Here is a 12604-nt window from a genome sequence, read left to right as displayed (position 1 = left end):
TACAGGAAATATTAATTTTTCCATTTTTTTCGAAACTCCGAGGCGGTAATTCCCTCGGAGTTTTTAAATTGGCGGTTCAGATAGCTGGCGTCATAGAAACCGCAGCTGCGGGCAATCTCATCCAGAGTCAGGACAGAGAAGCGTAGGAGTTTTTTCGCCCGGGTCAGCCGCCGGGAGATTACATACTGGTTCAGCGTGGTTCCATAGTACTGGTGAAATTCCCGGGACAGATGATATTTACTGATAAAGAACCGCTCCGAAAGCTCGTCCAGGGAGAACTTTTCCGTATAATGCTCATCCAGATATTTTTTTACCTCGGTCATCTTCAGGCGGCCCGGGTATTTTTCTTCCCTGGATTCTGTAATGTCCTGCAATAAAATGGACAGAATATCTACAATTAGACGGGCTGAATTGATCTCCGTCTGAAAATCGGAATTTTCATTCAACTCCAGAAGTCCATCCAGCTTCTGCCGGAGCGTATCAAAATCTGACGGCAGAAAGGCGGGCGCGCTGTTGGCCGCGAAATACTGATAATATTCCCGGGAGGAGGAGCCGTTAAAATGCACCCAGATGAGCTCCCAGGGATCGGTCTCACTGCTCTGGTGATAATAGGGCACCATGCAGTCGATGAAAAAACAGGAGCCCTTATGCAGCTCATAAATCGTACCGTCATACATGAGCACGCCGCTGCCGGAGAGTACCAGCACCACCAGATAGGATTCCAGATTCTTACGGCTGGCCACGTGGCTTTCGCGAAGCTTCAGGTAACCGGTTTCCTGCACATAGAAAAAGGCCGAGCGGGCGAAGGCGCTGGGCGTCTGAATCCGCCGCCGGGAGCTTTCCAGGTAGGAATCCGGGAATTTATCAAAATAGTTTTTCATGGGAAATGACCTCCTGAACGGGGAACAGCAAACAGCAATAAAATACCTATTTACGGCAATATCCTCACTTGTTAAGTATAATATACAGGTATATACTAGCAAAAGCAAGAAAAAGATATGAAGAGATGTAGACAAAATAATACATATTTAGATGCTTTCGAAGCAGGAATGCAAGAAAGCGTGAGAGTGTAATCTGGCAAAGGAGAAGCTGTATGTACTACGTATTACTGTCCGGAGGCTCCGGAAAACGGCTTTGGCCCCTGTCCAACGACGCGCGGCCCAAGCAGTACCTGAAGGTGGTCAATAAAGAGAATAATTCCATGGAACACTGCTCTATGCTCCAGAGAGTCTGGGAGCAGCTGGACGAAGCCGGAATCGCCGGACAGGCTGTCATCACGGCAGGCCGGGAGCAGGTGGAGCTGATCAAAAGTCAGGTGAAAGAGGCGCAGATCGCGGTGGAGCCGGGGCGCCGGGATACCTTTGCCGCTGTGCTGCTCTCCTGCGCCTGGCTTCTGAAAAACGGAGCGACGCGGGAAGATTATGCGGCGATTATGCCGGTGGATCCCTACACCGAGGGCAGCTATTTTGAGACTGTGAAGAAGCTGGAAGCCGTTATGCGGGAATCCGGCGCGGAGGTGGGGCTGATGGGCGCGGCTCCCAGCTACCCGGCCAGCAAATACGGCTATATCCTGCCGGGAGCAAGGAAGGACGGCTGGTTCGAAGTCCGGGGCTTTGCGGAGAAGCCGGACGAGGAAAAGGCTGAGGCCCTGCTGAAAGAGGGCGCATTGTGGAACTGCGGCGTATTCTGCGTGAAAATCGGGGATATCCTGGAGCGCACGAAGAAGTACGGCGTACCGGAGGATTACGATGCCCTCTGCGCCGCCTATGAAAGCCTGCCGAAAATCAGCTTCGATTACGAGGTGCTGGAAAAAGCGGATCACCTGGCCGCTGTAGAATTCGACGGGTACTGGAAAGATCTGGGAACCTGGGACGCCCTGGCAGATCAGATGAGCACCGACACCATCGGAAATGTAGTCATGGACGACACCTGCGAGAATACTCAGGTCATCAACGAACTGAAAATGCCTGTGGCGGTCATGGGAACCCGGGATCTGGTGGTGGTGGCCGCCCAGGACGGCATTCTGGTAGCGGATAAAAGCCAGACCGCCAATGTGAAGGCCGTTGCGTCAGCCTTTGATACGAAGCCCATGTTTGAGGAGCGCCGCTGGGGCACCCTGGAGACCCTGGATGATACCGAGAGCCAGGGCCAGACAACTTTAACCCGGAAAATCTGCATTTACGATGGAATGACATCCAGTTATCACTACCATGAGCACCGGGATGAGATCTGGACGGTTCTTCGGGGTACCGGAGAATTAATTCTGGAGGGCACGAAGATTCCCTTAAGCCAGGGAAAGGCCGTCTGTATCCGCAAGAATCAGCGGCACGCGGTCAAAGCATTCCATGATTTCGAGTACATTGAGATTCATGTGGGAACCAGCAGTGGAAATGAGGATATCAATCGAATCACATTCCATTGGGATGAGATAGAACTGAGCCATATTTTGTAACGATCAGTACAGCCGGAGGCTTTGCAGCGGAAGGTGCAGAAAAATGAGGAGAACGAAGATGAAAAAGACAGCGTTAATCACAGGAATTACAGGACAGGACGGCTCCTATCTGGCGGAGCTTCTGCTGGAGAAGGGCTATGAGGTATACGGCTTATTCCGCCGGGGCTCTACTAACACTGCGGAACGTATCGAGCACCTTTTAAAGGAGCGGGAAGCGAAAGGTGACGGCCTGCATCTGGTCTACGGCGACATGGCAGACTCCATGAATCTGGTGCGCCTGATGCTGGAAATCAAGCCGGACGAAATCTATAACCTGGCGGCCCAGTCCCATGTGGCAGTTTCTTTCGAGGAGCCGGAATACACAGCCAACGCGGACGGCATCGGTGTGCTGCGGGTGCTGGAGGCAGTTCGCATCGCGGGTCTTGCGAAGACCACCCGCATTTACCAGGCGTCTACTTCCGAGCTGTTCGGCAAGGTGGAGGAGATTCCCCAGAAAGAGACCACCCCGTTCCACCCCCGTTCCCCTTACGCGGTGGCAAAGATGTATGGCTACTGGATCACGAAGCATTACCGGGAGGCCTACGGCATGTTCGCGGTAAATGGTATTCTCTTCAACCATGAATCCGAGCGTCGGGGAGAGACCTTCGTAACCAGAAAGATCACCCTGGCGGTAGCCAATATCCTGGCGGGCCGTCAGGAGAAGCTGTACCTGGGCAACTTGAATGCCAAGCGCGACTGGGGCTACGCAAAGGATTATGTGGAATGTATGTGGCTGATTCTTCAGCACGATACCCCGGAGGATTTCGTCATTGCCACCGGAGAGACAAGAACCGTCCGCGAGTTCACGGAGGCGGCTTTTGCCCATGCGGGCGTACAGCTTCGCTGGGAAGGCGAGGGCGTGGACGAGAAGGGCATCGACATGGCTACGGGCCGGGTGCTGGTGGAGGTATCTCCCGAGTTCTTCCGTCCGGCGGAGGTAGATCTGCTGCTGGGTGACCCAACCAAGGCGCGTGAGACTCTGGGCTGGAATCCGCGGAAGACTTCCTTTGACGAGCTGGTGAAAATCATGACTGAGCATGATATGGAGCTGGTGAAGAGGTCGGCGACGGCGGGCGTGTTGAAATAAAAGGAAAAGCAACTGTCAGAAAGCGGCCCATATCAGGAATGTAAAATAAACAGAAAAGATAAAGACAGTAAGATTCGTAAAAGTGTAAGAAGAAAGCAGGGAATATCATGACAGAAATAAAAGAAACTCAGGCAGTCGAGCCCCTCGACCGCAACAAAAAAATCTACGTGGCAGGCCACCGCGGCCTGGTAGGCAGCGGACTGGTGCGCTGTCTTCAGAGAGCCGGATTTAAAAATATTGTAACGAGAACCCACGCCGAGCTGGACCTGACCCGTCAGGCCGATGTAGAGGCCTTCTTCGCCGAGGAAAAGCCAGACTACGTGATTTTGGCCGCAGCCAAAGTGGGAGGCATCCACGCCAACGATACCTACCCGGCGGATTTCATCATGAAAAATCTGCAGATCGAAACCAACGTTATCGACGCGGCTTATAAAAATCAGGTGCAGAAGCTGCTGTTCCTGGGAAGCTCCTGCATCTACCCCAGAGATTGCCCGCAGCCGATTAAGGAGGAGTACCTGTTAAGCGGCTATCTGGAGAAGACCAACGAAGCCTATGCCCTGGCGAAAATTGCAGGCCTGAAAATGTGCGCCTTCTACAACCGTCAGTACGGCACTCACTACATCAGCGTCATGCCCTGCAATCTCTACGGCATCAACGACAACTTCGCCTTGGAGAATTCCCATGTACTTCCGGCCCTGATCCGCAAGTTCCATGAGGCAAAAATCAACCAGGCCCCCACCGTCACCGTCTGGGGCAGCGGCAAGCCCTTGCGGGAGTTCCTGAACGTGGACGACCTGGCAGACGCCTGCCTGTATCTGATGGATCACTACGATGGCGATGACTTCTTCAACGTGGGCTACGGTCAGGAAGTGACCATCCGCGAGCTGGCCGAGCTGGTGAAGAAGGTGACCGGATATGAGGGCGAGATTGTCCTGGATCCGACGAAGCCCGACGGAACGCCCAGAAAGCTCACCGATATCAGCCGCATCAAAGCCACCGGCTGGGAGCCGAAGATCGATCTGGAGACAGGACTGCGCCAGACTTACGAGTGGTTTTGCGGGCATTATGCGACAGGCGATTTCGCGCAGCGATAAAAGAAAATGTAAAAAACTGGAATTAAAAGCACAACGCAGAAAGGGGGACGCCACGCATGCAGCCCGCACAGCCGCAGAAATTAACGCCTATCCGAAAAACCTACATCTGGGGTACCGAAGACTGGATGCTTTCCTGGTTCAACGAGGGACTGGAGGACGTTCCCCTGCTCATTAAAATCATCAAAGCCCGGGAGGCCCTGTCCGTACAGGTGCACCCGGGTAATGCATTTGCCGAGGAAAAGGAACATAAAAGTGGCAAAACCGAGATGTGGTATGTGCTGGACTGTGAGCCGGGCGCATACCTGTATTATGGCCTGAAGCACAAGATATCCGAGGACGAATTCCGCAAGCGCATCCAGAACCAGACCATTCTGGAGGTCTGCCGGAAAATGCCTGTGAAGAAGGGCGACGTCTTTTACATCCCGGCGGGCCTCCTCCACGCCATCGGCGCCGGTATCACCGTGGCGGAGATTCAGCAGAGCTCCGATGTAACCTACCGGGTCTACGACTACAACCGGGAAAATGCCAACCATGAAAAGCGCCCCCTCCACATTGAGAAAGCCGCCCTGGTGGCAGGCTTCATGCCGCCCCTGGCCGGACACCGTCCCATGGGTCCCCGTATTCGGAAAAATGGATATTCCAGAACTTTATTAGTGCAATGTCCGTATTTTGTGGTACAATTATATGAGATAAGCGAAAGTGTGACCGACGATACCGCCGGAGGCTTTCAATCGCTTCTGATTCTGGAGGGCGAGGGCGTTCTGAAGACCCGCTTTGGGGAAATGTCCCTGAAGGCCGGAGACAGCATTTACCTTCCCAAGGAGACAGGAGACTATCAAATCATCGGAACATTACAGCTTCTCCGCTCAACCGCGGAGCGAAAGTGAGGTAAGAATATGAATCTGAAATTTGGAACAGGCGGATTGCGCGCCACCATGGGACCGGGACCGGACCATATGAATCTGGAGACCATTCAGGAAGCGACCCTGGGCGTAGCGGCTTATGCGAAGGAGCAGAGCGGCAACCCAAGCGCAGCGCTGGCCTACGACAGCCGGAACCATTCGGAGGAGTTCGCCCGCGAGGCGGCCCGGGTGCTGGCCATGCAGGGCTGCAAGGCATACATTTACCCGAAGCTGATGCCGACCCCGACCCTTTCCTTCGCAGTGCGCCATCTGAAGACAACCGTGGGCATCGTGGTGACCGCAAGCCATAACCCACGGGAATACAACGGCTACAAGGTATATGGTTCCGACGGTTGCCAGGTGACCAACGAGGCGGCGGACCGGATTCAGCAGCATATCTGGGCAGCAGATAAGAGCCAGGCCCGGGGCGGCAAGACCTTCGAAGAGTACGTGGAGGACGGACAGATCGTCCTGATCGACGAGAAGACCCTGAAAGCGTTCCTGGCGGCTATCATCCGCAAGCGGACGAAGAAGGAGCTGACCTCCGGCCTGAAGGTAGTCTACACGCCGTTGTACGGCGCAGGCCTGATTCCGGTCACCAGTATCCTGAAATACATCGGTATCAAAGATCTGCAGATCGTCACCGAGCAGGCAAAGCCCAATGGCGACTTCCCCACCTGCCCCTACCCGAATCCGGAGTCTCTGGACGCCCTGAAGATTGGCCTGGAGTGGTGTGAGAAGACCGGCGCGGATCTGCTGATTGCTACGGATCCGGACAGCGACCGTCTGGGCGTGGTGGCGAAGAAGGGCGATAAATATGAGCGCCTGAACGGAAATGAAGTGGGCATTCTTTTGCTGGAGTACATCCTGCGCTGCAGAAAGGCAGCAGGAACCCTGCCGGAGCATCCGGTGACTGTCCGCACCATCGTAAGTACCTCCATGGTCGACCGTATCGCGGAAGCCTACGGTGTGGAAGTCATCCAGACCCTGACCGGCTTCAAATGGATTGGCGAGCAGATCGGCAAGCTGGAACAGGCAGGAGAGGAAGACCGCTACGTCTTCGGCTTCGAGGAGAGCTGCGGCTACCTCATCGGCAGCTATGTACGCGATAAAGACGCCGTAGGCGCAGCCATGATGTTCTGTGAGATGGCCGATACCTACAAGGCCGAGGGCAAGACGGTCTGGGATGCCCTGGATGACCTGTACGCCAAGTACGGACACTATGAGACAACTCTCAAAACCTATGAATTCAACGGCGCCGAAGCCGACAAGCGCATGGCCCAGATCCGCGAGGGCCTGAACAGCCCGGAGGGCATGAAGTTTGGGGGCTCCAAAGTAGTGCGCTATAAAGATTATAAAGACGGCGTCGACGGCCTCCCGGCCTCCAACGTCCTCCAGATGTGGATGGAAGACGGCAGCGAAGCAGTAATCCGCCCGTCGGGCACGGAGCCGAAGATTAAGGTGTATACAGAGAAGCTGGTATAAAAGCTGAGAGATAAAGAAAGGACACTTCCCATCCAGGAGGTGTCCTTTTTCATGAAGCAACCATAAGAAATTACAGCTGGTAAATTCCTACGGATAGAAAAGAGTAATAAACCCTATGAATAAGGCGGATTTTGTAGAAAAATAGAGAAGGTGGCGAGGAATTTTGTCGTTTGGTACTGTCTACGCTTTTGGAGCGAGAGGTAGGCAAGATTCATGTAAATGCTCAGAAGGCAAATCGTTTTTATCAGGCAAAGATTGATAGTCGATATATGGAGAGCGGGGAACGTGATTTTACAAAATTACCCAACCTGTATATTATTACAATTTTACCGTATGATCCATTCGGAGAGAATTACATGATGTACCAGATTATAAATCAATGTCTGGAGGTGCCGGGATTTGAATATAAAGACGGATTGCGGTATATTTATTTTAATACAACGGGGAAGAAAGGCGGAAGTCCTGCCATTCGAGAATTGCTCCAATACTTTCAGAACAGTACAGAGACCAACGCCAGAAGTGAAAGATTACAGAGGATACACGAACACGTTAAAAAGGCAAAGGTATTACCGGAGGTGAGAGAAGAATTTATGAGGTTGGATGATATTATTTACTATGAGCGGGAAGAAGCAGATCAGAATCGCGCAGTTCAGGATATCCTGGAACTGTTGGAAGACTGCGGTGAGGTATCAGAAGAACTCAAAAACCGAATCAAAGCACAGACCGATAAAGAAACTCTGAGAAGATGGCATAAGCTTGCATGAATCCCCCTTGTTATTATTCCGGGAACTATTTATAATATCAATAGATCTGACCAATTGAACCGACAGACCGAGGTGCTGACACATGGACGTAGCAAAGCTTTTAACTCAGATAAAAAATAATGAAATATCGATAGAACAGGCCGAAGCCGAGTTGAAGAACCTCCCCTACGAGGATCTGGGCTTCGCCAAGCTGGATCATCACCGGAAGGTGCGGCAGGGCTTCGAGGAAGTGGTGTACTGCCAGGGAAAGGCGACGCCCCATCTGGTAAAGATTTATCAGACGCTGACGGCGGAGGGCATCGACGTGCTGGGCACCCGGGCCAGCCGGGAGCAGTATGAGGCGGTGAAAGAGGCGATTCCGGAGGCAGTCTGGGACGAGGTATCCCGGGTGTTGAAGGTGGAGAAGCGGGACAGGAAGCGGATAGGCCGCATCGTGGTCTGTACCGGCGGTACGGCGGATGTGCCGGTGGCGGAGGAAGCGGCCCAGGTGGCGGAATTCTTCGGTACCAATGTGACGCGGCTTTATGACGTGGGCGTGGCCGGTATCCACCGCCTGCTTTCGAATATGAAGGCCTTCCGGGGCGCCAGCTGCGTCATTGCGGTAGCCGGTATGGAGGGCGCGCTGGCAGGCGTGGTGGCGGGCCTGGTGGACGTGCCGGTCATCGCAGTGCCGACTTCAGTGGGATATGGCGCGAACTTCGGCGGCCTGTCGGCCCTTTTAACCATGCTGAATTCCTGCGCCAACGGCATTACCACCGTGAATATCGACAATGGTTACGGGGCGGCTTATGTGGCAACCCAGATCAACCGGCTGGCCTGCGGCGGCAGACATCTCAGTGAAGAGGTAGTGGAGGAAGAAAAAGATGAGTAATGGCAATACCTTATATCTGGAGTGCCGCTCCGGCATCAGCGGCGACATGACCGTGGCAGCCCTGCTGGATCTGGGCGCGACCGAGGAGAACCTGCGGGCGGAGCTTGCAAAGCTGCCGGTGGACGGCTATGATATACAGATTAAAAAAGTGATGAAGAGCGGACTGCTGGTTAGCGATTTTGACGTGATCCTAGAACATGAGGTACCGGCGCATACACATGAACATTCCCACATGCATCCCCATGTCCATCGCAGCTGGGCCGACATCGAAAAGATGCTTCTGGAATCCGACCTGAAGCCCCGTGTCAAGGCTCTGTCCCTGCAGATGTTCCGTACCGTAGCCGAGGCTGAGGCAAAGGTCCATGGTCATCCGGTGGACGAGGTACATTTCCACGAGGTGGGCGCTGTGGATTCCATTGTGGATATTGTGGGTACGGCAGCCTGCCTGGACGAGTTAAATGTGGATAAAGTGGTCGTTTCCGAATTGACCGAGGGCTGCGGCCACATCCGCTGTCAGCACGGCGTACTGCCAGTGCCGGTTCCGGCGGTGTTGGAGATTGCGGCGGCCCATCACCTGACCTTCCACCAGATCGAGCAGGAGGGCGAAATGGTTACCCCGACCGGCGCCGCGATTGCGGCATTATCCGAGGGACAGATCCCGGCTGCTTACTGCGTGAAAAAAGTCGGCATGGGTGCGGGGAAGCGGGAGTATCAGAATACGAATATATTGCGGGCGATGCTGATCGAAGAGAAATAGAAAAGACACGGGAAATTTCCCGTGTCTTTTCTACAGAAACCCTACTACCACATCTACAACCACCTTCATTACGCCCGCCAGCACCATTACCAGAATCGGATTCATCTTACATTTCTGCAATAACACGATGCAGAGAATGAAGATCACCACCAAATCCCAGTTGGTATCCGCCAGCGCGATGGCGGCGCTGCTACCCCAGAACGCCGTAATCAGAATCGAGATCCCAGCCGATGCAATCATGGCCACTACCGCAGGCCGGAGCGACCCCAGGATTCCCTGCATCAGGGACAGGTTCCGATATTTCAGATAGAGTGAAGCAATCAGCGTCACGATGATACAGGAGGGCAGGATACAGCCCATGGTGGCCACCAGCGCTCCCGGCACCCCGGCGATTTTCGTACCCACGAAGGTAGCTGAATTGACTGCGATGGGGCCGGGCGTCATTTCCGCGATGGTGATCAGGTTCGTGAATTCTTCCATGGTGAGCCAGCCGTATTTGATGACCACCTGAGCCTGAATCAGCGGCATGGCCGCATAGCCGCCGCCGAAGCTGAAGGCTCCGATCTGCAGAAAGCTTAAAAATAATTCCAGTAAAATCATTCCAATAACCTCTTTCTATTTATAAATCATTTTCCAAAAGTCAGGACTGTCTGTCATGAGGAGTATGCGAGGTATCAGCTCAGCTGTTCCGATTTTTCGCCAGCGTCCGTACCGTCCCCAGCGTCCCGCAGGCCAAAATAATATAGATGACATTGATGCCGTACACACAGGACGCGATAAAAGCTGCCAGCATAATCAGGATGGACACAATATTTTTACTGTGTACGATGCCAGAGCCCATATCATAGACCACGGAAGCGATGACTGCGCCTACGCCCGCTTGCATCCCCAGGAGCAGTCGGCTGATGACAAAATTATCGCGGAACGCCGCATAGAAGATCGAGATCACCGAGATAATCAGGAATGGCGGAATAATCGTCCCCAGAATCGCCACCAGCGTACCGGGCAGTCCCGCCAGCTTAAAGCCCACCACGATGGCTCCGTTTACCGCGATAGCGCCCGGCGATGACTGGGCGATGGCCACCAGATCCAGCATCTCATCTTCCTCGATCCAGTGATATTCATCCACAAATTTTTTCTTCATCAGCGTCACGATGACATAACCGCCGCCGAAGGTAAAGGCGCTCAGGTAGAGCGTCGAGATAAATATTTTCCATAAAACCTTCTTTTTATTATTCATTGAAAAACCCTCCTACGCAACCAGTATAAGGATTCTTGACTTATATGTAAAATAGTATTATTTTATAATTATCATAATAAATTTATTATAAAGGAACGAAAGCCATGACACTGCGACATATGAAAATTTACGTGGCCGTCTTTCAGCACAGCAACATCACCCGGGCGGCGGAGGAGCTGCATCTGGCCCAGCCGTCGGTGAGCCTGGCGGTAAAGGAGCTGGAGGAATATTACGGTGTGCGGCTCTTCGAGCGGCGGGGACGGCGGATTCTGCCCACCGAGGCCGGGCGGGAATTCTACGGCTACGCCCTGCACATTGCGTCCCTCTTTGACGAGATGGAGACCCGCATCAAAAACTGGGACCGCATCGGTACCCTGCGCATCGGCACCAGCATCACCATCGGCACCCACATCCTGCCGGAGCTGCTGCACCGTTTTCAGGAGCAGTTTCCGGAGGTGCGGACGGAAGCAGAGATCAACAATTCCTCCCTCATCGAGCGTCGGGTGCTGGACAATGCCATCGACATCGGTCTTATCGAAAATCAGCCCGAGCATGAGGATATCTGCGCCGTGCCCTTTATGCGGGACGCACTGTCCGTCATCCTGCCGCCCGGGCATGCGCTTGGCCGCTGGAAGAAAGTAACCCTGGAGCAATTGGCGGAACATCCCTTCCTCATGCGGGAAAAGGGCAGCGCAGGCCGGGAAATCCTGGACGCGGCCTTTGCGCTGCGGCAGCAGGCTGTCCATCCGGTCATGGAGAGTGTCAGCACTCAGGCCATCGTTCAGGGGGTGGCCGAAGGGCTGGGGGTGGCTGTATTGCCCTATCTGTTGGTCGAACGGGCCATTGAAGAGGGCGTCGTAGAGCAGGTTCCGTTGACCGAACCCATGGAACGGAACCTGAACATCATTTATCATAAGAGTAAATATCTGACCGGCAATATGAACACCTTCATCGAGTTATGTAAACAATATGGGGAGGAGACCGACCATGAGTAAGAATACACTATATCTGGAGTGCTACGAGGGAATCACCGGGGAAATGGTGCTGGGGGCGCTGAAAGATCTGGCGGAAGCCCTGGAAACAGAAGAAAAAGACCGTATAAGCTTTCCAAAAGAAAGGGAGCATACGGAAATCAGATTTTCAAAGGAAAGAAGAAAACAGGATATAGAAAGACAAAGTAAGGAGCAGGGAACCATACAGGAAGAACTCCTTCCCCAGATAGACCTCCTTCTTGAGAAATTACAGATAGAAAAAATCACTGCCTCTCCCGTCTGGTCCGACAAAGGCCCCACCGATGCCCTGGGATTGGCCATCGCAGCCCGCGCCGAGGGCGCTTGCCCGGAGCGTTTTGTAGTAAAAAAGGTTGGCACCGGAACAACTTATGTAAACTTGGAGAACAACACCCGCGAACCCAGAACCCTCCGCGCCATGCTCATCGAAGAAGTCCCCGCCGGAGAGCTTTGGATCCTGGAAAGCAACATCGACGACTGCGCCGGAGAAATCCTGGGCTACACTATGGATCTCCTCTTCGAAGCCGGAGCACGGGACGTCTGGTTCACCCCCATTTTCATGAAGAAAAACCGCCCGGCCTACCAGCTGTCCGTTCTCTGCGCCGAAGACCAGATCCGCGCCCTGGACGCCATCCTCTTCCGGGAGACCACCACCATCGGCGTCCGCCGCTACCGCGTAGAGCGCACCGCCCTGCCCCGCCGCTTCTTCGAAGCCCGGGTTCCCGGCGGTACTGTCCGCATCAAAGCCTGCGAACAGCCCGACGGCGCCGAAAAATGCTATCCCGAATATGAGGACGTGAAGCGCGTCGCGCGGGAGACGGGGAAGTCGTATCATGAAGTGTACCAGACAGCGAAAAAAATGGCGGAAAAGAAAGAATAGATATGTATAAAAGCGGAAAAACA

Annotated in this window: 13 protein-coding genes; 10 read left to right on the top strand and 3 right to left on the bottom strand. The window is 53.8% G+C overall.

Annotation, left to right across the window (positions count from 1 at the left end; genetic code table 11):
* Positions 1–11: 11 nt before the first annotated feature.
* On the bottom strand, positions 12–881 hold the full coding sequence (locus tag ACTRC3_RS02155; protein WP_440321203.1) for an AraC family transcriptional regulator: 870 nt from the start codon (positions 879–881) through the stop codon (positions 12–14).
* Positions 882–1093: 212 nt separating this feature from the next.
* Between ACTRC3_RS02155 and ACTRC3_RS02150 the strand changes: the two genes are divergently transcribed.
* The 8 genes from ACTRC3_RS02150 (at position 1094) to ACTRC3_RS02115 (ending at position 9451) form a co-directional block, all read left to right on the top strand.
* Positions 1094–2452, top strand: a complete 1359-nt coding sequence (locus tag ACTRC3_RS02150) for a sugar phosphate nucleotidyltransferase (protein WP_440321200.1) — start codon at positions 1094–1096, stop codon at positions 2450–2452.
* 58 nt (positions 2453–2510) lie between these two features.
* Positions 2511–3578: a GDP-mannose 4,6-dehydratase gene (gmd, locus tag ACTRC3_RS02145; RefSeq protein WP_440321198.1), complete on the top strand. Its 1068-nt coding sequence runs from the start codon at positions 2511–2513 to the stop codon at positions 3576–3578.
* A 107-nt stretch (positions 3579–3685) separates the two neighbouring features.
* Positions 3686–4672, top strand: a complete 987-nt coding sequence (locus tag ACTRC3_RS02140; RefSeq protein WP_440321197.1) for a GDP-L-fucose synthase family protein — start codon at positions 3686–3688, stop codon at positions 4670–4672.
* Positions 4673–4728: 56 nt separating this feature from the next.
* The gene (locus tag ACTRC3_RS02135) at positions 4729–5559 is read left to right on the top strand and encodes a class I mannose-6-phosphate isomerase (RefSeq protein ID WP_440321196.1); all 831 of its coding nucleotides are present in this window, start codon (positions 4729–4731) and stop codon (positions 5557–5559) included.
* Positions 5560–5568: 9 nt separating this feature from the next.
* Positions 5569–7059 (top strand): phospho-sugar mutase, encoded by a 1491-nt coding sequence (locus ACTRC3_RS02130; protein ID WP_440321195.1) that lies wholly within the window; start codon positions 5569–5571, stop codon positions 7057–7059.
* Between the two features lie 356 nt (positions 7060–7415).
* On the top strand, positions 7416–7823 hold the full coding sequence (locus ACTRC3_RS02125) for a hypothetical protein (RefSeq protein WP_440321193.1): 408 nt from the start codon (positions 7416–7418) through the stop codon (positions 7821–7823).
* An 82-nt stretch (positions 7824–7905) separates the two neighbouring features.
* On the top strand, positions 7906–8694 hold the full coding sequence (gene larB, locus ACTRC3_RS02120) for a nickel pincer cofactor biosynthesis protein LarB (protein ID WP_440321191.1): 789 nt from the start codon (positions 7906–7908) through the stop codon (positions 8692–8694).
* Positions 8687–9451: a LarC family nickel insertion protein gene (locus tag ACTRC3_RS02115; protein WP_440321189.1), complete on the top strand. Its 765-nt coding sequence runs from the start codon at positions 8687–8689 to the stop codon at positions 9449–9451. The genes larB and ACTRC3_RS02115 overlap by 8 nt, the downstream gene beginning before the upstream one ends.
* Positions 9452–9481: 30 nt before the next feature.
* Here ACTRC3_RS02115 and ACTRC3_RS02110 read toward each other — a convergent pair whose 3' ends face one another.
* Positions 9482–10051, bottom strand: coding sequence for a chromate transporter (locus ACTRC3_RS02110; protein WP_440321187.1), 570 nt, complete (start codon positions 10049–10051; stop codon positions 9482–9484).
* A gap of 79 nt (positions 10052–10130) precedes the next feature.
* A complete protein-coding gene (locus tag ACTRC3_RS02105) occupies positions 10131–10691 on the bottom strand; it encodes a chromate transporter (protein ID WP_440321185.1) in 561 nt (186 codons plus the stop codon).
* 104 nt (positions 10692–10795) lie between these two features.
* Between ACTRC3_RS02105 and ACTRC3_RS02100 the strand changes: the two genes are divergently transcribed.
* Together ACTRC3_RS02100 and ACTRC3_RS02095 are read left to right on the top strand one after the other, a co-directional pair.
* A complete protein-coding gene (locus tag ACTRC3_RS02100; RefSeq protein ID WP_440321184.1) occupies positions 10796–11686 on the top strand; it encodes a LysR family transcriptional regulator in 891 nt (296 codons plus the stop codon).
* Positions 11679–12581: a LarC family nickel insertion protein gene (locus ACTRC3_RS02095; protein ID WP_440321182.1), complete on the top strand. Its 903-nt coding sequence runs from the start codon at positions 11679–11681 to the stop codon at positions 12579–12581. The genes ACTRC3_RS02100 and ACTRC3_RS02095 overlap by 8 nt, the downstream gene beginning before the upstream one ends.
* Positions 12582–12604: the final 23 nt, after the last annotated feature.

The sequence above is a fragment of the Laedolimicola sp. genome (assembly GCF_051972735.1).
GTDB lineage: Bacteria > Bacillota > Clostridia > Lachnospirales > Lachnospiraceae > Laedolimicola > Laedolimicola intestinihominis.
The sequence above is the reverse complement of the archived record's forward strand: the minus strand, read 5'-3'. Positions and strand labels throughout refer to the sequence as shown.